The sequence below is a fragment of the Nannocystis punicea genome (assembly GCF_026965555.1).
Classification (GTDB): Bacteria; Myxococcota_A; Polyangia; order Nannocystales; family Nannocystaceae; genus Nannocystis; species Nannocystis punicea.
The window spans coordinates 12,253,801-12,272,903 of record NZ_CP114040.1 but is presented as its reverse complement, the minus strand read 5'-3'; the positions used below and the strand labels follow the sequence as shown (position 1 = coordinate 12,272,903).

15 protein-coding genes are annotated in these 19,103 nt (G+C 70.0%); 5 read left to right on the top strand and 10 right to left on the bottom strand.

Annotated features, from left to right (window positions below):
* Positions 1-571 precede the first annotated feature (571 nt).
* Together O0S08_RS47210 and O0S08_RS47205 are read left to right on the top strand one after the other, a co-directional pair.
* Positions 572-1,351: a hypothetical protein gene (locus O0S08_RS47210; protein WP_269036130.1), complete on the top strand. Its 780-nt coding sequence runs from the start codon at positions 572-574 to the stop codon at positions 1,349-1,351.
* An 822-nt stretch (positions 1,352-2,173) separates the two neighbouring features.
* Positions 2,174-2,338 (top strand): hypothetical protein, encoded by a 165-nt coding sequence (locus O0S08_RS47205; protein ID WP_269036129.1) that lies wholly within the window; start codon positions 2,174-2,176, stop codon positions 2,336-2,338.
* A gap of 254 nt (positions 2,339-2,592) precedes the next feature.
* Here the strand turns inward: O0S08_RS47205 and O0S08_RS47200 are convergent, their stop codons facing one another.
* From O0S08_RS47200 to O0S08_RS47185, 4 genes are all read right to left on the bottom strand, one after another.
* Complete coding sequence (locus tag O0S08_RS47200; RefSeq protein WP_269036128.1) at positions 2,593-3,744, bottom strand: AI-2E family transporter; 1,152 nt, start codon at positions 3,742-3,744, stop codon at positions 2,593-2,595.
* 171 nt (positions 3,745-3,915) lie between these two features.
* Positions 3,916-4,590 (bottom strand): acetyl-CoA carboxylase biotin carboxyl carrier protein, encoded by a 675-nt coding sequence (locus O0S08_RS47195; RefSeq protein WP_269036127.1) that lies wholly within the window; start codon positions 4,588-4,590, stop codon positions 3,916-3,918.
* Positions 4,591-4,592: 2 nt separating this feature from the next.
* Positions 4,593-6,323 (bottom strand): acyl-CoA carboxylase subunit beta, encoded by a 1,731-nt coding sequence (locus O0S08_RS47190; RefSeq protein WP_269036126.1) that lies wholly within the window; start codon positions 6,321-6,323, stop codon positions 4,593-4,595.
* A gap of 55 nt (positions 6,324-6,378) precedes the next feature.
* The gene (locus tag O0S08_RS47185; RefSeq protein ID WP_371879584.1) at positions 6,379-7,707 is read right to left on the bottom strand and encodes an acetyl-CoA carboxylase biotin carboxylase subunit; all 1,329 of its coding nucleotides are present in this window, start codon (positions 7,705-7,707) and stop codon (positions 6,379-6,381) included.
* Between the two features lie 374 nt (positions 7,708-8,081).
* On the opposite strand from O0S08_RS47185, the gene O0S08_RS47180 reads away from it, so the two are divergent.
* Positions 8,082-10,481 (top strand): protein kinase domain-containing protein, encoded by a 2,400-nt coding sequence (locus tag O0S08_RS47180; RefSeq protein WP_269036124.1) that lies wholly within the window; start codon positions 8,082-8,084, stop codon positions 10,479-10,481.
* Positions 10,482-10,559: 78 nt separating this feature from the next.
* Here O0S08_RS47180 and O0S08_RS47175 read toward each other — a convergent pair whose 3' ends face one another.
* Entirely contained in the window at positions 10,560-11,483 is a 924-nt protein-coding gene (locus O0S08_RS47175; protein WP_269036123.1) for a ribonuclease Z, read from the bottom strand.
* Positions 11,484-11,665: 182 nt separating this feature from the next.
* Between O0S08_RS47175 and O0S08_RS47170 the strand changes: the two genes are divergently transcribed.
* Positions 11,666-12,670, top strand: a complete 1,005-nt coding sequence (locus O0S08_RS47170; protein ID WP_269036122.1) for a hypothetical protein — start codon at positions 11,666-11,668, stop codon at positions 12,668-12,670.
* Positions 12,671-12,677: 7 nt separating this feature from the next.
* On the top strand, positions 12,678-12,971 hold the full coding sequence (locus tag O0S08_RS47165) for a gamma-butyrobetaine hydroxylase family protein (RefSeq protein WP_269036121.1): 294 nt from the start codon (positions 12,678-12,680) through the stop codon (positions 12,969-12,971).
* 128 nt (positions 12,972-13,099) lie between these two features.
* Here O0S08_RS47165 and O0S08_RS47160 read toward each other — a convergent pair whose 3' ends face one another.
* The 5 genes from O0S08_RS47160 to O0S08_RS47140 form a co-directional block, all read right to left on the bottom strand.
* Positions 13,100-15,322: a DUF3160 domain-containing protein gene (locus O0S08_RS47160; protein ID WP_269036120.1), complete on the bottom strand. Its 2,223-nt coding sequence runs from the start codon at positions 15,320-15,322 to the stop codon at positions 13,100-13,102.
* A gap of 97 nt (positions 15,323-15,419) precedes the next feature.
* On the bottom strand, positions 15,420-15,965 hold the full coding sequence (locus O0S08_RS47155) for a GNAT family N-acetyltransferase (RefSeq protein WP_269036119.1): 546 nt from the start codon (positions 15,963-15,965) through the stop codon (positions 15,420-15,422).
* 47 nt (positions 15,966-16,012) lie between these two features.
* Complete coding sequence (locus O0S08_RS47150) at positions 16,013-16,252, bottom strand: RNA recognition motif domain-containing protein (protein ID WP_269041919.1); 240 nt, start codon at positions 16,250-16,252, stop codon at positions 16,013-16,015.
* 611 nt (positions 16,253-16,863) lie between these two features.
* Entirely contained in the window at positions 16,864-18,477 is a 1,614-nt protein-coding gene (locus tag O0S08_RS47145) for a FecR domain-containing protein (RefSeq protein ID WP_269036118.1), read from the bottom strand.
* The gene (locus tag O0S08_RS47140) at positions 18,474-19,100 is read right to left on the bottom strand and encodes an RNA polymerase sigma factor (RefSeq protein ID WP_269036117.1); all 627 of its coding nucleotides are present in this window, start codon (positions 19,098-19,100) and stop codon (positions 18,474-18,476) included. Before O0S08_RS47140 ends, O0S08_RS47145 begins: the two co-directional genes overlap by 4 nt.
* Between the last annotated feature and the right edge of the window lie 3 nt (positions 19,101-19,103).

The following is a 19,103-nucleotide window of genomic DNA, read 5'->3' as shown; positions in this document are numbered from 1 at the left end:
CCAGGCGGCCGGCGCTGACGTTCGCAGCTCGGCGGAGAAGGGGCAGCCAGACGATGGCTTACGCAGCGCCGGGCGAAATCGTCGTAGCCAGCGCGATGGCGTTCGCGGCCGGGCGGGCTGGCCATCTGTTCGCAGCGCGAGGCGAAAGGGTCGGGCGGTACAGCCAGGCAATGACGTTCGCAGCCGAGTAGCGGAGCAGGGTGGGGTGGCGATGGCGCTCTCAGCTCGGCAGTGAAGGAGCGCAGACATGCCGGGCGGCGGGGCCAGGCGACGGCGTTCGTGGCCAGGGTGGCGGGTGGCGATGACGCTCCAGCCCGGAAGCGAAGGAGCGCAGGCAGGCCGCGCGGAGCAGGCTGACGATGACGCTCTCAGCCCGGCAGCGAAGGAGCGCGGGCAGGCGGGCGGTGCAATGGCGTTCGCAGCCGGCGGCGAACACTCGCAGCTGCCTGGCTCGGCTGCGTGAGGCCGCGTTCACGTCGGTGCCGGCGCAGGACCGCGATCGCATCCGCCGTCTCGGCGGCGAATGGTTGTCTCGGCGGCGCAGTCCTGGCCGCGTTCGAAGCACGCATCCGTGGCTCCCGACGCGGCGAGGCCCACGCTCGCGAGCGTCAGCGACGTCCGATCGACGAGCGACGCATCGCGAGAGCGAGGGCGCGCGTGTCGTTCGTCGCTGCGTGTTCTGGTCCAGATCGACAAGGTCGTCGCGCTCCGTGGCAAAATGCTTTGGTCACAGTGGGTCACTTCGCAAGCGAGTGGGCCCTGGGGAGGAGGAGCGATGGCTACGTCATATCGGAAGAAGGCAACGAAGAAGACCGCGAGCAAGAAGACGGCGAAGAAGGCCGCGCCCAAGAAGGCGACGAAGAAGGCGGCGAAGAAGGCGACCGCGAAGACGCCGGCCGCGAAGAAGACGACGGCGAAGAAGACGACCGCGAAGAAGACGGCCGCGAAGAAGACGACGGCGAAGAAGACGGCCGCGAAGAAGACCGCGGCGAAGAAGACCGCGAGCAAGCGGCCGCCGCAGGAGGCGGCGCCGGTGGCCGCCGTGACCACGAGCGGCGAGGCCGACGGTGGCGGCGGGGCGAAGGCCGAGGCCTCGTCCGGCAGCTCCGACTCGGAGGAGGAATCAGGCGGCGACACCGAGGATGACTTAGCGGACATGTCCGAAGAGACCGGTCCATCGGAGCTGGAAGTCAGCCGGCGCCTCAGCGCCGACCTCGATGCGACCGACGACGCCGACGACGACGACGACGGCAGCCCCGCCGAGCTCATGACCGCGCCCGGCTCGGGAGCCCCGCTGGACGACGACGTGCTGTCCCGGCTCGGCGACGACGACGACGACCTCGATGATTGAGGGCGCCGGGCGTCCCAGCGCCAGGCTCGGGACCTCGTCGGACGACGACGCGCTACCCGGCTCGGCGACGACGACCTCGATGCTCGAGCGTGCCGAGCGTCCCAGCATCGGGCCCGGAGCCCCGCCGGACCGCGACGCGCAGTCCCGGCTCGGCGCCGACGAACTCGATGATCGAGCGCGCCGAGCGTCCCGGGCCGGGCTCGGGAGACCGCCGGGCCGGGAGGCGCAGTCCTGGCTCGGCGACGACGACCTCGGTGCTCGAGCGCGCCGAGCGTCCCCCAGCGCCGAGCTCGGGAGCCCGCCAGACGTCGACGTGTAGCCCGGCTCGACGACGACCTCGGAGCTCGAGCGCGCCGAGCGTCCCCCAGCACCGGGCTCGGGACTCCGCCAGACGTCGACGTGTAGCCCGGCTCGACGACGACCTCGGAGCTCGAGCGCCGAGCGTCCCCCCAGCGCCGGGCTCGGGAGCCCGCCAGACGTCGACGTGTAGCCCGGGTCGGCGACGACCTCGGTGCTCGAGCGCGCCGAGCGTCCCAGCACCAGGCTCCCGTCCGGAGGACGACACGCAGCCCCGCTCGACGATGAGCTCGATGCTCGAGCGTCCAGCGCCGGGCCGGGTACCCCGCCGGCTACGACGACAGCCCGGCTCGACGACGCTGAGCTCGAGCGCCGCGGAGCGACCTCGATGCTCGAGCGCGCCGAGCGTCCCAGCGCCGGACCGCTCGCTGCGCTCGTTGCTGCTACAAGAGTCGGAGCAGTTCCGCGCGATGTGCGCGTTAACAGATCTTGCGACGCCCCTTCGTTCTGTTACAACTGAGAGTCATGGACGTTACGCGTACTCGAGATTTCCCGATGCTGTTCGAAGAAATCTCCCCCCAGGGCCCGCTCGCCCTGGCGCGGTTGCGCAGGCTCAGAAGTGACCTCTGCTGCCTATTCGCGGCAGGTGGCGTGATCAGCGCGGTCGTCCGCCTGGTCCTGATGGGCTGACCGAAGGTGACAGACTCGCGACGTGCACGTCACGTCGCCACAGCGCGGTTCCGCGCGCCGGGACTTGCAAAAATCCGTGATCCGTTCGGGACCGAGACGACGCTCATTCATCGAGTCATCGGTCTGTGTCCTCGACCGGTCACGGCGCACCTGGGCCTTGGTGTCCAGGGTTCGGGTCCAAGTGCGCCGTGGCCGGTCGCAATCTTTTTAACTGCGGAAAAAAGAACAGGCCGAGGACGGCGCCGGCGCCGGCTTCACGCGTCGCGCTCGGGCGGTGAGAGCACGGGCGGGAGCACCGGCGGCGGCGGCACGTCCGGCGGCGGAATGGTCTGCCGCCCGCCCTTGAGCGACGTGTCGGGGTGGAGGAAGGCGTCGAACAGCGCCAGCGCGATGGCGAGGATCACAGGCCCGAGGAACAGGCCGACGATCCCGAACAGCTGCAGCCCGCCGAGCACGGCGAAGAAGATGAACAGCTCGTGCAGCTTGGCCTTCTCGCCGACCAGCTTCGGCCGCATGAAGTTGTCGACCAGGCCGATCACCACCGTGCCCCACAGCGACAGGCCGATCGCCGCACCCCACGAGCCGGTGACCGCGAGGTAGATCGCCGCCGGCACCCAGACCACGAACGCGCCCGCCAGCGGGATCAGCGACATGAAGGTCATCACCAGGCCCCACACCACCGCGGAAGGCAGGCCGATGAACCAGAACGCGAGCCCGCCGAGCGTGCCCTGCAGCACCGCGATCACGAACACGCCGTAGACGCTGGCGCTGATGACCTCGCGGACGCGCACGATCATCTCGTTCATGGTCCGCCCGCGCAGCGGCAGGGCGTTCGCGAGGGCCCCCCACAGCTTCGACCCGTCGCGGAACAGGTAGAACATGGTGAAGAAGACGAAGAAGACCTCGATGACGACGCCGGCGATGCCGCCGAGGATCCCGCGCACGTAGCCGATCGAGTTCGAGGTCACCTCGCCCATCGCCGCCTGCGCCTGCTCGATCGCCTGCCGCTTCACCGCCTCGATGTCGACGCCGCGCTCGGACAGCCACTGCGTCACCTTGCCGATCACCGGCGAGTTCGGGTCGAGCAGGCTCGAGATCATCGCCTGCAGGGTCTCGAACGCCGGCGCGAGCTCGCGGACGAGGGCGAGGCCGATGAGCGCCGTCGGCACGCCGATGGTCAACATGACGGCGAAGCAAGACACCAGGGCGGCGAGGTCCTGGTTCTTGATGCGCCGGCGGATCTTGCTGTGGATCGGGTCGAAGGCCGAGGTGAGGACGAGCCCCCACAGCAGCACCTTGACGAAGGGCTGCAGCATCAACCAGCACAGGTAGAAGGCGAGCGCGACTCCGCTCAGGAGGATGAGCCAGCGGACCTTCTCGCGCTTGTCTTCGGCTCGTTCGTCCACGGATTTCCCCTTCAATGGCCGTCAGAAAAAAATCGCATCGACCTGTCATCCAAATCGGTCGGACAGGCACTTCATGATCACGCGGGTTCGCTGGTCCGCAGTCAGCGGAGCCGCCGTCAACTGAGGCCGTCCCCCCTCAACGCTATCTAAGTCGACCCCCACCTGCTATCGCTATGCCGGGTGGGGTTTCGTATTTTGGTCGACTGCAGCGTCGGCCGGCTCGACCTCGAGGAGCGGGTCGCCCTGAGCGACGTCGGATTCGTCGGCCTGGCAGACCCGCACGACCCGGGCGCGTGACGGCAAGGTGTCCCCGCCGTACAGCACGCGGCTGAAGGTCTTCATGACCTCGATGAGGCCGACGGTCTGGCCCGCCTCGAGTACGTCGCCGGCCTTGACGAAGGCCGGCTTGCCGGGGCCGGAGCGGACGTAGAAGCGACCGCTGGTCGGGGCCCGCAGGACGGCGGCACCGCTGGCGCCGGCGCCCGCGACGGGGCCGGTCGCATTGGCGGCGGATTCGCTGCGCGTGGCGCTCGGGTCGAGGGTGAGCAGGAGATCGTCGAAGCCGACCGGCCGACGCGCGGGCGCAGGACCCCGGGGCGCCTCCTCGGGGGCGACGACGAGGCCGCCGGCGCCGGCGGGGGCGAGGACGTGATGGACGACGCCGAGGATCTCGAGCGCGCCGATCGGTTGCTCCGGCCCGACCAGCATGCCGGGGTCAGGGGCGCCGCGGAACATGCCGACACCTGGCGCGAGCAAGCGCTGACGACCATCGGGCCCCGCGGCCAGACGGGCGCGCAGCACCGGCGGAGTGAGGCGAGCGTCGAGGACGAAGTTCTTCACGGGCATGGTCAGCGGATCCCTCCGGTGAGCACCGCGAGGTCGTGCATGGTCCAGATCCGCGGGTTTTTCACCCGACGGTAACCAGAGTACTGGTAGCTCATCTCGACGAGCGCGCAAAGGTAACTGCGGAGCTCGCTGACGCCGACGATCTCGTCGGTGTCCATCTGCCGGGCCGCGACGTACGGGTCCATGTCGGCCTCGATGCGCTGCTCGACCGACCGCATGCCGGTCTCGATGGCGCGCCGCTCGTCCGGATCCTTGGCGAGGATCTCGAAGTTGTCGTCGAGCTTGGTGTTGTAGGTGGCGATCGCCAGCGTGCGACCCTCCATCACCGACAGGCGCGTGAGGCAGGTCGAGAGCTGCACGACCGGGTCGTAGGGCAGGCCGGCCATCGCGTAATAGCCGGCGCCGGAGGCCTTGCGCAGCAGCACCGTGAACATCGGCGTGGTGTTGGTGCTGTTGGTGTAGATGAGGTTCGAGCCATACGCGAGCAGGCCCTGCCGTTCGGCCTCGACGCCGATGTCGAAGCCGGAGATGTCCTGCAACCAGATGATCGGCAGGCCGTCGCTGTCGCACGCGCGCGAGAAGGCGGAGATCTTGGCGATCCCCGCGCGGTAGAGGGTGCCGCCGGGCCTGCGCGCGCCGGGGTGTTCGGGGTCGCCGACGAGGCCCTGGCGGTTGATGATGAAGCCGGCGTAGAGGCCGCCGACCCGGCCGACGCCGCAGATCATCTCCTCGCCGGCGTCGGGCATGAGCTCCCAGAACAGGCTCTGGTCGCACAGGCGCGCGAGCACTTGATACGAGTCGTAGCTCTCGCGGTGGTCGACGGGCATGAGGCCGCACAGCTCGTGCGCGGGGAACAGCGGGTCGATCGCGCCGGCGTCGCCGCGGTAGAAGTCGGCGCCGGAGCTCGGCAGCTTGCGGACCTCGCGGCGCAGGCAGTCGATCAGCACCTCGTCGTTGGGCACGCGCCGGTCGGCGCAGCCGCTGAGGTGCACGTGCACCTCGGGGCCGCCGATGTCGAGGCTGGTCAGCTTCTGACTCTTGGCGCCCTTGATCAGCGCGGCGCCGGCGATGACCATGTACGCCTGCTCGGTCATGTAGACGCGGTCGCTGATGATCGGCATGTAGCCGCCGCCGGCGATGCAGTCGCCGAACACGCCGGCCAGCTGTGGCACACCGTTCGCCGACAGCAGGCTGTTCATCTTGAAGATGTGCCCCGCCCCGGTCGCGCCGGGGAAGCTCTTCGACTGCTCGGGGAGGAACAGACCGGAGCAGTCGACGAGGTAGATCGTCGGCAGCCGCAGCCGCAGCGCCATCGTCTGCGCCCGCTCGATCTTCTCCGGCGTGCGCGGCCACCACGAACCCGAGGCGACGGTGTTGTCGTTGGCGATGACCATGCACCACCGACCCTCGACCCGGCAGAACGCGGTGACCACTCCGGCCGCCGGCGAGGTCAGCTTGTCGCCGAACACCAGGCCGTCGTTGACGAAGGTGCCGACCTCGAACGGCCGGGTGCCGGGGTCGATGAGCAGGGCGACGCGCTCGCGCGCGGTCAACTTGCCCTTGGCGTGGACGCGGGCGACGTAGGTGTCACCCCAGCCGGCGTGGACGGCGGCGCGACGCGAGGCGAGCGCGGCCTCGAGGTCGCCGAGCGCCTGGCGCTGCTCGTCGAAGGTGCGGGGGTCGGCGGCCTGCTCGCGCGGGGTGCCGATCGGGACCAAAGGGACATGTGCCATCGGTCAGGTTCCTGGGGGCGCGCGGTCGAGTGCGGGGTGGGTGGCGCGGCGAGCGTCAGAGGCCCGGGATCGCGCGGGTGTCGTAGTGATTGGTGCGGAAGGCGGAGGAGCGGAGGATCTTCAGGTGCAGCGGGACGGTGGTCGGCACGCCCTCGCACACGAGCTCGCCGAGGGCGACGATCATGCGCTCGGCGGCCTCGTCACGGGTGGCGCCGGCGGTGATGACCTTGCACAGCAGGCTGTCGTAGTGCGGGGGCACCTCGTAGCCGCTGTCGACGTGGGTGTCGACGCGCACGCCGTCGCCGGTGGGGCTGTGCCAGCGGACGATCTTGCCGGGCGCGGGCTTGAAGTTGTTGGCCGGGTCCTCGGCGTTGATCCGGCACTCGATCGCGTGGCCGGTGAGGACGACGTCGGCTTGCCCGAAGGACAGGGGGTGCCCGGCGGCGACGCGGATCTGCTCGACCACGAGGTCGCGGCCGCTGCGGACCTCGCTGACGCTGTGCTCGACCTGCAGGCGCGTGTTCATCTCCATGAAGCGGAGGGTGCCCTGATCGAGCAGGAACTCCATGGTGCCGGCGCCGACGTAGCCGATGCTGGCGGCGGCCCGCACTGCGGCGGTGAGGGTCTTCTCGCGCTCCTCGGCCGACAGCGACGGCGAGGGCGACTCTTCGAGCAGCTTCTGGTGATTGCGCTGGACGGTGCAGTCGCGCTCGCCGAGGTGGACGACGTGGCCGTAGCGATCGGCCATGATCTGGATCTCGACGTGGCGGCCGCCCTCGATCAGCCGCTCGAGGTAGAGGCGGCCGTCGCCGAAGGCGGCGATCGCCTCGGCCTGCGCGTCCGCGTAGGCGCCGGCGACCTCGTCCGGGCCGCGAGCGATCCGCATGCCGCGGCCGCCGCCGCCGCTCTCGGCCTTGAGGAGGACGGGGTAGCCGACGCGGTCGGCGACCTCGCGCGCCTGCTCGGCGCTGTCGAGGATGCCGTCGCTGCCGGGGATCAGCGCCAGACCGGCCGCCCGCATGGCTGCCTTCGCGGGCGTCTTCTTGCCCATCAGGTGCATGGCGCGGGCGGGCGGGCCGATGAAGGTGACGCCGTGGGTCTCGCACAGGGCCGCGAACACGGGGTTCTCCGAGAGAAATCCCCAGCCCGGGTGCAGCGCGGTGCACTCGCTCTGCCGCGCGGCCTGGACGATCGCCTGCATATTCAAGTAACTCTGCGGCGAGCGTGCGGCGCCGATGCACACGGTTTCGCGCCCGCGCAGATAGCCGGCGTCGCGGTCCGCGGTCGAGGTGGCGAACACCGGCGTGATGCCGAGGAGGTCGCAGGCCCTGGCGATCCGGACCGCGACTTCGCCCCGGTTGGCGACCATCAGCCGGCGAAACATCGGTACAGCGGGTGTGCCGCGGGTCTTGGCGCTCATGGAGGCGCCGAGGCTACCACCTTTTGCGCGGTACTGCCCCGCCGCTCGTCGCGCGCACTCGAGGTCGCTGCGCGCCGACGATCTCGGCGCGCGCTTTCCATTTATAATCGCCGACGAGGTTCACCTTTTTTATGGCGGACGAGGGTGCAGACAAGGGACGCGGTCAGGGCGACGACAAGGGGCGCACGGTCTTCGGCATCGGCTTGCCGGCGTCGGTCCAGGCTGCGACTGCGACCCGCCCGGCCCCGCCGGCCCCGACTCCGGCCCCGCCGGCCCCGCCGCCGGGGAGGCCCGCCCCGCCGGTGAAAACCCCTGCGAAGCCGGAGGACGAGGACACCATGCGCGACGTCCGGGACCTCACCCGTCCGGACGACAAGCGGGTCGCCGACGACAAGCGCACGATCGTCGCCAGGCCCGGGCAATTCATCGCCGCAGCGGCGGCCCAGGCCTCCACGGAGCGGGCGCCGGTGTCCGACCACACGGTGCCGGACCTCCGCGCCGTCACCGGGCAAAAGCGCGACACCGGCGAGTTCACGCCGCCCTCGATCGCGAACGCCGATACGCACCTCGAGCTGCGCACGCCGGTGAAACTCACGGCGGGCAAGCCGATCCCGGGCACCCGCTACAAGCTGCTCCGCTGGCTCGGCGAGGGCGGCATGGGCGTGGTTTATGAAGCCGAGCACATCGACATCGAGCGGCGAGTGGCGCTGAAGATCCTCCGCGCCGAGCTCAGCCTGCGCAGCGACACGGCCCAGGTGTTCCGCGACGAGGCGCGCGCGGCGACCCGCGCCGGCTCGAAGAACATCGTCGAGATCTTCGACTTCGGCGAGCTGCCCGACGGGCGCCTGTTCTTCTGCATGGAGCTGCTGAACGGGATCGATCTCGCCAGCCTGGTCGAGACCGAGCTCGAGTTCGGCCGCCTCATCGCCGTGCTGCGTCAGGTGTGCAGGGGCCTCGGCATGGCCCACAAGGCCGGCATCGTCCACCGCGACATCAAGCCCGAGAACATCATCCTCGTGACGCACGATGGCCGCCGCGACATGGCGAAGATCGTCGACTTCGGCGTGTCGGCGATGCTGTCGGCCGACCGCGGCGCCGGCCCGATCGCCGGCACGCCGGCCTACATGCCGCCGGAGCAGATCAACAACACCGAGTTCGACGGTCGCCTCGACATGTACGCGATCGGCTGCGTGATGTACGAGCTGCTGGTCGGTCACCCGCCGTTCGTCGACGACAACCTCGCCGAGGTGCTGCTGGCGCACATCAAGGTCACGCCGCCGCTGCCGAGCCAGATCAAGCCGGAGCGCAACATCCCGAAGCCGCTCGAGGATGTGGTGATGCGCTGCCTGGCCAAAGCGCCGGCGGACCGCTACGCCAACATGGCCGAGCTCGAGGCGGCGCTGTGTGAGGCCCAGATCGCGGCCAGGATCACCACCGAGTGGGACGACCTGCCGCTGCCGGACATCGACCCCGAGCGGCGCGCGGCCCTGCTGGCGCGTATGCCGGGCTCGCAGTCGGAGCAGGTGGAGAAGCGGAAGTGGCTGCTGCCGGTGGCGGCGGCCGTGGGCGCGGCGGTGGTCACCGCGGTGGTGCTGATGCTGACCGGCGCGCCGGAGGTGACGCCGGAGGAGCAGGAGCAGATCGAGAACATCAGCCGCACGGCGCGGCAGGCGGCCAGCATCGGCCACTACGTCAACCTGCCGGAGGACGGCGGGCCGACGGCGCTGCTCAAGGTCAAGGAGCTCGAGGCGGTCGAGGGCAGCGGTGAGCGCATGGCCGACGAGCGCGGCGAGGAGCTGCGCAAGGAGTTCTCGAACCAGCTGCTGACGATCGGCGACAAGTTCTGGGACACCGACGGCACGCGCGCGCTGTCTCGCGACTACTACGCGTGGGCGCTGGCGTTCGACCCCAAGAGCGAGCGCGCGTTGACCCGCGCGGCCCGCTCGCAGGCGGAGATCGACGACTACGTCAAGCGCGCCGAGGCCGGCACCCTCAGCCCCGGCGAGAAGGCGAGCGGCGAGATCGCGGTGGCGATGATCCAGCCCGACGAGAAGAAGCGCGAGGCGAGCTTCAAGAAGGCGATCGCCAAGGCGCGCACGGAGGCGCCGCTGTCGGCCCAGACGGCGATCCTCGACGTCGCTCGCGGCGCGGGCGTCGCCGTCGAGCCCGAGCCGCCGCCGCCGCAGGACAGGGAGCCGGAGGCCGTGCAGCCGAAGGATCCCGATCCGCCGCCGGAGATCGTCGAACCCGACCCGGTCGAGCCGCCGACGCCGGAGCCGAGCGGCAAGCCGGCGTCGAAGAGGGGCAGCAGCAAGAAGAAGGGCGAGCAGGACGACCCCGGCGAGGACGAGCTGCCCGACGCGCCGGTCAAGCGCGACCCGGCCAAGGCGACCGAGATCGCCGGCCAGGGCAAGGCTGCGCTGTCCTCCGGCCGCCGCGACGAGGCCGAGTCGCTGTTCAACCAGGCGATCAGCTACGACCGCCGCAACGCCGAGGCGCTGATCGGCCTGTCGGACATCTACTTCGACCGCGGCTCGGCCGACAAGGCCCAGCGCTTCGCCGAGAAGGCGGTCGCGGTGGCCCCCAACAACGGCCTCTACCGGCTCAAGCTCGGCGACGCCTACTACAACGCGCTGCGCTACCGCGACGCGCTGCTGCAGTACGAGAAGGCCCAGGAGCTCGGCGAGGCCAAGGCCGTCCAGCGCATCTCCAAGGTCAAGAGCAAGCTCGGCGAGTAAGTCTTTCTAAAAGGGCATGTCCTTCGGAACAGGGTCCGAAGGACACGGCCTCTACGACATGTCCACGCGGACAGGCCGTCAGGAAGAAATCTCGAGGCGCTTCGGCACCGGGATGACGTCGCAGTCGCGGGCGGCGACGACGTCGGGGTGGATCGCCCGGGCCTCGGCGACGAACGCTTCCATGTCGGTGTAGCGCTGGGAGAAGTGGGTGAGGACCAGGCGGCGGACGCCGGCGTCGCGGGCGATCGTGGCGGCCTCGACGGCGGTCATGTGGCCGTGGTCGTGGGCGAGGTCGGCGTCGCAGTGGAGGTAGGTCGACTCGCAGACGAGCATGTCGGCGCCGCGGGCCAATGCGAACGCGTTCTTGCAGATCCGCGTGTCCATGACGAACGCGAACACCTGGCCGGGCTTCGGCAGGCTGACGTCGTCGAGGTGGACGGTGCGGCCGTCGACCTCGAGCGAGCCCTCGGTCATCAGCCGGCGGACCATCGGCCCGCGCACGCCGGCGGCGGCGAGGCGGTCGGGCAGCATGGTCCGCTTGGCCTTCTCCTCGAGGCGGTAGCCGAAGGCCTCGACGCCGTGGTCGAGCGGCAGGGTCGACAGGGTCAGGTCGGCGTCCTCGAAGATTGTGCCGGCGCCGCGGATCGGCCGGGCGGTGATGCGGGCGACGTCGTGGAAGATCGAGGCGTGGCGCAAGCGGTCGAAGTACACCTGGCCCGACGCCGGGTAGTGCACGGCGATCTCGTGCTGCACCCGGTCGAGCGAGATGCGCTGGGAGATCCCCGCCAGCCCGAGGCAGTGGTCGCCGTGGAAGTGGGTCACGCAGATCCGCGTGATCGCGGCCGTCGTCACCCCGGCGTAGATCATCTGCCGCTGCGTGCCCTCGCCGGGGTCGAACAGCAGGCCGTGGTCGTCCCAGCGCAGGAGGTAGCCATTATGGTTGCGGTAGCGCGTGGGGACCTGGCTGGCGGTGCCGAGGGCGATGAGTTCTCGGGCGGACATAAGGGCGCGGAGCATAGATCAGGCGGCCCGGCCGCGGGGCGAGCGGACGGCTCCGAAGGCGTTCGCTCCAGAAGCTACAGGTCCTTTAGGACAGGTCCGAACGGGCAGGCGGCCCCGAAGGGGACTGATACGATGTTCAGAGGTGCGCGCGCGAGTGCGCCGCTTGTGGTAGAATCCGCGCCGTGCATTCTCGCCTCCTGAGGCTGGTCGGCGGCTCCACGGTGTGGATGCTCGGCGCGTGCGGTGCCAAGCCGACCGAGGTCGAGCTGCAGCTGTTCCCGTGCGACCTGGTCAGCGGCGCGCCGATGAGCGTGGCGCTGAAGATCCAGAGCTACGGCGCCGACGGAGCGATCGGCGAGCCCCTGAGCAAGACGTTTCCCATCGCCGATCAGCGGGTATTCGAGGACGGCTTCGCCACGGTGGGCTTCACGCCGCCGGCAGGCACGCTCACCGCCGACATCACGGTGACGTGGATCTCCGACAGCGAGATGGTCCAGGCGGTCTACAACGAGCCGGTGCCGCCGCTCGGCGAGGCGATGCCGCTGGGCAAGGACGAGTGCGAGGGCACGCCCGGGACGACGACGATGCCGACGACGGTCGAGCCGACGACGGCGGGGCCGGGCTCGGGCGAGACGGCCACGAGCACCGAGACGGGCACGGACACCGAGTCGAGCACGACGACGAGCACGACGACGAGCACGAGCACGACGACGAGCACGACGACGAGCACGACCGACGAGACGACGACGACGACCACGTCGACCACGGACACGACCGACACGACGATGGGGACGACCGGCGGGCCGATGGAGGGCGGCGATTGTCCGCTGGACAACTCGGCGGTGTGCGACGGCGGGCCGGGCGTCCTCGGCAAGCTGCTCCATTGTCAAGCGGGCAAGTGGGTGGTCAACAACTCCCTGTGCGACCCCTCCATGTGCGGCGACACCGGCTTCAGCGACCCGCAAGCGGCGGGCTGTGCGGGCACGCTGATGGCATGGTCGTGCGTATGCGCGGACACGCCGAAGAGCGAGTGCACGATGGGCATGCAGAGCCAGTGCGGCGAGGCCACCGGCGACGGCGTGAAGGTCGAGTTGTGCGTCGAAGACGAGGGCAAGACCTATTACTACGTGGGCGTGTGCCCGAACTGCGACGAAGTGGACGGCGAGCCGCTGTGCTTGCTCCGCTGAGGTGCCGATGGTCCCGGTCGACATCGCCCATCATGTGAAGGAAGCTGTCCTCGAGGTCACGTGGGAGGACAGCTCGGTGTCCCGCCTGCCGGCGGCGCTGCTGCGCGGCTGGTGCCCGTGCGCGACCTGCCAGGGCCACGCGCCGGGGCTGCGCTTCCACGAGCCTCCCGCGGGGGTGACGATCGCCGAGCTGCACGAGGTCGGCGCCTACGCGCTGGGCATCCGCTTCTCCGACGGCCACGACAACGGCATCTACACCTGGCCGCACCTGCGCTGGATCGCCGCGTACGGGCAGGGCTGAGCTGGATGGCTTTCGCGACATGTCCATGAGGGCATGTCCTGAAAGTCACTGTCGACGCGAACGAATGTGTCCACGCGCGCACCGCCGCGCGAGCGCGGAGGTGCGCGAAGCTCCCGGAGGGCCGGGTGTCAGCGGACGAAGCTCTCGGTCCACGACGGCCGGGGCGGCGGGTCGCCGGAGAGCTGCTCGGCCCAGGCGGAGTCGGTCTGGCGGTCGTAGTTCTCGGTGAGGACGCTGTGGAAGCTCGAGACCGGGCCGACGTAGGCGCGGGTGCCGGAGCAGTCTTCGAGGGTGAAGACCATGAGCATCGGCCGGCTGGTGGCGGCGTGGAGGACCCAGCCCTTGGGGTTGCCGGCGGCGTCGGTGGGGGCGGTGTGGACGTCGGCGATGGTCGGCTCGAACTCGGCGATCTTCGACTGGTCGAAGAACAGCTTGCCGTACCAGCCGTCGTACTGGACCTCGCCGCAGCCGACGAGCTCCATCTCGATGGTGCCGCGGAGGAAGTCGTACTCGGCGGTGGTGAGCGCCTGACCGTCGAGCTCCTTCTGGGCGATGCTCTCGAGCGTGGTCGAGACGTCCTTCAGGTGGTTGAAGAACGACTGGGCGCTCCCGACCTCGAAGCCCTCGCCGGCGAGCTCGCCGGTGAGCTTGAGGCCGAGGTCGCCGAGGTGGGCCAGGCGGTTGTAGAGCGCGGGCACCGGCTCGACGTACGCGTCGATGTACTCGCACCCGTTGCCGCCGGAGTACGACTGCTTGACGTACAGCAGGGTGTCGTGGCGCAGCTCGGCCCACGAGGCCGCCTGGGTGTTGAGGCCCTTGTCGGCCCACGCGGCGGTGCGCATCGACTCGGGCAGGTTGTCGAACTCGCTGTGGTCGCCGAGCGCCCGGATGGCGGCCAGCCAGCCGTTGTAGAAGTTGCCGTCCCAGAACTCCTGCGGGTGGCTGTCGACCAGGAAGCGCATCTCGTGCAGGGTGCCCTGGTAGCCGTACTCGTCGAGCTCGGGCTTGAGGTGGTGGCCGGCGGCGTTGTTGCCGAGCACGAACTGCACGTCGAGCTCGCTCGGCAGCATGCGCGTGACCTTGGTGCCGGTCCGCAGGTCCTGCACCCGGTCGTAGGTGACGTTGTTGAACACGTACGAGTCGATCGTGAAGCGCTGACCCATCAGGTGGAACACGCGCGGCAGCATCAGCTGCGGCGCGTTCGGGTCGGTGAACATGATCTGCGACATGATGCGCTGGATGCCGTAGTCGCCGTCGATGAGGGCCTTGTAGACGGCCTCGTCGGACAGCTTGACCAGCTCCTCGGGGCTGTGGGCCTTGACCGCGTCCATGTAGGCGGTCATGTCGGCCGGGCTCATGCTGTCGCGCTCGCCGATCAGCAGCGAGATGGTCTTGTCGATGCGCTTCCAGTTGGCCTCGGCGCCGCTGTCCTGAAGGACATGGTGTAAGAGGAAGGCGGCATCGAGGCCGCGGCGGTTGAACTGCGGCTTTTGATTCTCGTCGTAGACGACCATCGGCAGGTCGGTCCGGCCGAGCCAGATCATCGCCTGGAAGTAGGTCTGGAGGTCGGTCTCGTCCTCATAGTGGCCGCGCGGCTCGAGCTGCGAGAAGTCGTAGGTGCTGCTGACGCCGAACAGGTCGAGGTCGGCCGGCTGCAGCGAGGTCGCGGCGGCGAGGATCCGGTCGACCTTCTCCTGCACCGCGGGGTCGTCGCTGTAGGGCTGGGCGAAGCCGTTGAGGAGCGAGCGGGCGACGGTGAGGTAGACGTCGAGGTCGACGGCGGCGGCGGCCAGCTCGGGCGGCAACGTGGCGAGGCGCTCGGCGAGGGCCTTGTGGCTGGTGTCGAGCATCGCCGCCATCTCCTGGCGGAGGACGGTGCGCTCGAAGTACATCAGCATCGAGTCGAACGACTTGTGCAGCGCGTAGAGCATGCTGTCGGCGGTGACGAGCACCGGCAGGTCGTTGTCGTAGATGTCGAGGTAGGTGGTGGCGAAGGTGCTGGTCTCGGCGGCGTCGACGGCGACGAAGCCGTTGCTGGCGAGCAGCTTGTCGTGCGCCTCGGTGAGGCCGGCGTAGGGGCGGATGAGCTCGAGGCCGGCGGCCTTGAGCGCGTCGTACGAGACGGAGGCGACGTAGGCGGGCTGCGGGTACAGCTCGAGGAACTTGTCGACGCTGAGCTTCTTGGCCTCCTCTTGCACCGGCGCGTAGTTCTCGGCGATCCACGGGTCGGGCGCGGGCTGCTCGACTTCGGGAGCCGGGTTCGGGCCGCCGTCGCCGGGGCCGCCTTGTTGACACGCGGTGACGGCGAGCGCGAGGGCGATGAAGGAGGAGGTCAGGCGAAGCAATGTCATGCCTCCGAGGGTAGATGGACTTGCGGGCCCGTCAACCAATTCTCGGGCGCGGGGGCGATGTGCGGGACGCCATGACGTCGATGTCACGGCGCGCCGATCATGCTGGGGGTACCAGACGACGCGCGAGATAGATGTCGTGCTGGCCGAAGCCGTTGGCGTCCGGCATGACGCCGATCACCGAATAGCCGAGCCGCTGATAGAAGCCGATGGGGTGCCCGCGCAGGTTCTGCAGGCGCGCGAGGTGGCCGATCACGTCGGGGTAGAGGTCGACGCCGGCGAGCGAGGTCAGCCCGAGCTCGTCGTCGGAGCCGACGAACATCGTATGGATGCCGAGGGCGCGCACGCGATCCTCCAGGTCGCGCACGAGCGAACGGCCGACGCCGCTCCGTTCGCGGTCGACCCGGACCACGAGCGGGTGGATCTCCCACACGTGATCGGTGTAGCGCTCGTTCGCCGCGGCCCACCCCAGCAATGTGCCACCGGCCACGACGGCCCGGGCGATCCGGGCCGGGTCCAGCGCCGCTTCGACCTCCTCGCGCGCGGCGGCCACGTCGGGCCAGCCCTCGGGCATCCGCGCGTGCAACAGCTCGGCTGCCTGTTCGAGCAGGTCCGGACGGTCGTAGGTGAGGTCGACGAGGTGCACGCGCGCAGGCTAGCGAGCCTCGTCCAGGGCGACAAGCGCCGCCCGACTCAGGCGTCCTCGACGACGTTGATGGTGGCGCCGTTGAACGGCTTGTTGTTCATCGTCGCGATGGCGCTGGCGCCCGACTGCGTGGTCGTGTACTCGACGTGGGCGATGCCGGTCGAGGCGCCCTCGCTGTCGACGTCGAGCTGGCAACGGACGATCGATCCGAAGCCGTCGAAGCCGGCCAACACCTGCGCCGGCGTGGTGGTCATGGTCATATTTTCAACGCGGATGCGCTTCGGCATCGTTGACTCCTTTTCGATAAACTGAAGGTCGTCCCAGCGGCTCTGGAGCCGCACGACGCGGTGTAGCACGGCAGGGCCGAGAGCGCCGGTCAGCCGCCTGCGTGGCGCGATCGTCAGGGTCGGGTCGCGTCGCGTCCGTTCCTGGCAAACACTGTTGACGAGCTCGTAGGCGGCACGGCCAGCGCCGCGTCGAACGTGCTCCGTCAGGGTGCGCTCGTGCGAGACAGCACGGCCGCGGCCAGCGCTCACTGTTCCAACATGACCTCTCGGACAGGTTCGAGAGCGCGCGGTCGACGGGCGGCGACGCGTGAGGCGGGCGTCCGCGGCCGCGAGGAATTCGTCACGCAGGTGGATCTCCCGGCGTCCGCGCGCGACCTCGAGTCGCCACCTGCTTCACGTCGAAATAGCTGCGGCTCTCGGCTCGCGGGCCGCGAAGCCGACGGGTTGCGCAGGTCGAGGCCGGCGAGGTCGAGGGCCTCGGCATCGCAGCGCTGGACGAACATCTTCAGGTCGGACGAGGCGTCGAGCAGGTCGTCGTTCGCGTCGGCGCCGGCGTCGTCGTCGCGCTCGGGGCGAGGGCACCGGGCGCGACTGCATCGCGGCCGAGGGCGCTACAGCTCGGAGACGAGCTGGGGGAAGCGCTGGAGGATCTTGCCGGCGTACTTGCCGTCGGGGTGACGCCGCAGGTAATCGCGGCCGTGCTCGATGGCCTCGTGGATGTCGCCGTTCTCGGTGCTGGCGAGCCACAGCCGGTAGCGCGCGAGCTCGACGTCGGCGTGGTCGGGGGCGCGGGCCAGGAACTTCTCGAACGCCTGCTTGGCGGCAGGGTAGTCGTTGGCGAAGTCCATGCGCAGGATGCCGATCAGGAGGTGGCCCTCGGCGATGTCCTCGTCGCCGTGCTCGCTCATGAATTGAGTGAGGCAGCGGGCCGAGAGGTAGCGGGTCTCGGCCGACTCGTAGAGGCCCTGGCAGTGGGCGAGCGAGGCCATCAGCTGCTCGCGGCGCGAGGCCCGGGTCTCGCGCACGAGCTTGTCGATGAGCGCCTGGCCGTCGTCGCCGCGGACCTGGCGGCCGCGCTTTTGTGTGGGGGCGTGCGCCCGATCGAAACGCGACCGGTCGTCGGCGATGGGGGTGCGGTCGACGATGTGCTCGAGGCGGCGCAGGCCGGGGACGGCGGGCAGGCCGGGGACGATCCAGCTGGGCGGGATGGTGCCGTCGGCGAAGGTGAACTGACCGTCGCCGTCGCCGTCGCTGAGCGGCATGGCGAGGCCGACTTCGGGCCGGCCGACGTCGGCGTAGGTCGAGCGGGCGACGTCGAAGCGATAGCCGGCGCTGACCTCGGCCAGCAGCTCCTCGGTGTTGGGGTCGAGGACCTCGACCTCGCCGCGCAGCACTGCGACGGCGGTGTCGCCGTGATCGTCGACCTCGACGGTGAAGACGGTCCCGACGACGCGGACGATCGCGGAGGGCGTGCGGATCTTGAGGATCGGGTCGGCGGGCAGGCGCTCGTAGCGGACGGCGATCATGCCGCGGCGCAGGTCGAGCTCGACGACGCCCGGATCGGCGCGCGTCCAGTGGACCTCGGAGCCGCTGCCGAAGTTGGCGAGGATCTTCCCGACCAGGCCGATCTGCATGCTGCTGCCCGGGAACACCTCGAAGCGGGTGCCGACCGGGAAGGTGTCGGTGGCGACGGGACGCTCGCCCTCGGCGACGAAGCTGTTGCCGGCGACGACGCGGCCGTAGTCGGCCTGCGCGTGGTGATCGAGGCCGGAGGCGCGCTCGGGCTCGGCTCGCGCGGGCGGATCGACGGGCCGGCTGGCGAGCAGGTGGGGTGCGTCGCTGCGGGACGAGGCTTGCGAGGCGGGGCCACCCGGCGGGCTGACGACGAGCCAGGCGACCACCGCGGCGAGCGCGGCGACGCCGGCGAGGCTGACGTTCTGCCTGTACCAAGGGACAGGTGCGGCGGCGCGGACCTTGCGGAGGATGGCGGTGAACTCGCGATCGCGGGCGACGATGCCGTGACCGGAGCTGGCGGGGTCGGGGCCGCGGTAGACGGCGGCGAGCAGCTGATGGGCGCGGCGGCAGGCGTCGCAGCCGCGGAGGTGGGCGTGGTAGCGGGCGAGCCCTTCGGAGTGCAGGCGATCGCACACGACGAGCTCGGCGTCCTCGCGGCACTCGAGGCAGCCGTAGCGCGGAGCAGAGTCGTCGTGGTGCGCGGGGTTCATGCGTCGCCGTGGACGAGGTCGTGGAGGCGCTTGCGAGCGCGCGTGAGCCGGTCGCCGACAGTGGACACCGGCTTGTCGAGGATCTGGGAGATCTCCTGCAGGGTCAGGCCCTCGTAGTGATAGAAGACGAAGACCTCGCGCAGGTCGGGCGCGAGCCGCTGCAGCAGCCGCTCGGCCTCGCCGCGGACGTCGACCCGACCGGTTTGCAGGTGGGCGTCACGCCCATCGGTCCACCACTGAAAGGCCGACTTGACGCGGTTGCGACGGAAGCGCTGGCGCAGCAAGTTGTGCGTGGTGTTGGTGGTGATCCGGTACAGCCAGGTGCTGAGCGCCGAGTTGCCCTTGAAGGTGCCGAGCGCCGCGAACGCCCGCGCGAACACGGTCTGGACGATGTCGTCGATCTCCGAGTCGGGCCCGAGCAGGCGATAGAGGTGGCCGCGGACCTGGGACTGATGCGCCTCGTAGAACTGGCGGAGGGCCCGCGGATTGCCGGCGCGCGCGCCGGCCAGGACGAGCTGCTCCTCGGTGGTGAGGTACTCGGGGGCGCGCGCCTCGGAAGAAGCGGCGGCTTCGGCGGTCGCGTCGGCGGCGAACAGATCGGCGATCGGCAGGGCCTGATCCATGGG

Coding starts and splice junctions, on each gene's coding strand:
- O0S08_RS47140 (WP_269036117.1), bottom strand. CDS start 19,100: ATGGATCAGGCCCTGCCGATCGCCGATCTGTTCGCCGCCGACGCGACC.
- O0S08_RS47160 (WP_269036120.1), bottom strand. CDS start 15,322: ATGACATTGCTTCGCCTGACCTCCTCCTTCATCGCCCTCGCGCTCGCC.
- O0S08_RS47150 (WP_269041919.1), bottom strand. CDS start 16,252: ATGCCGAAGCGCATCCGCGTTGAAAATATGACCATGACCACCACGCCG.
- O0S08_RS47195 (WP_269036127.1), bottom strand. CDS start 4,590: ATGCCCGTGAAGAACTTCGTCCTCGACGCTCGCCTCACTCCGCCGGTG.
- O0S08_RS47175 (WP_269036123.1), bottom strand. CDS start 11,483: ATGTCCGCCCGAGAACTCATCGCCCTCGGCACCGCCAGCCAGGTCCCC.
- O0S08_RS47205 (WP_269036129.1), top strand. CDS start 2,174: ATGGACGTTACGCGTACTCGAGATTTCCCGATGCTGTTCGAAGAAATC.
- O0S08_RS47145 (WP_269036118.1), bottom strand. CDS start 18,477: ATGAACCCCGCGCACCACGACGACTCTGCTCCGCGCTACGGCTGCCTC.
- O0S08_RS47180 (WP_269036124.1), top strand. CDS start 8,082: ATGCGCGACGTCCGGGACCTCACCCGTCCGGACGACAAGCGGGTCGCC.
- O0S08_RS47165 (WP_269036121.1), top strand. CDS start 12,678: ATGGTCCCGGTCGACATCGCCCATCATGTGAAGGAAGCTGTCCTCGAG.
- O0S08_RS47190 (WP_269036126.1), bottom strand. CDS start 6,323: ATGGCACATGTCCCTTTGGTCCCGATCGGCACCCCGCGCGAGCAGGCC.
- O0S08_RS47185 (WP_371879584.1), bottom strand. CDS start 7,707: ATGTTTCGCCGGCTGATGGTCGCCAACCGGGGCGAAGTCGCGGTCCGG.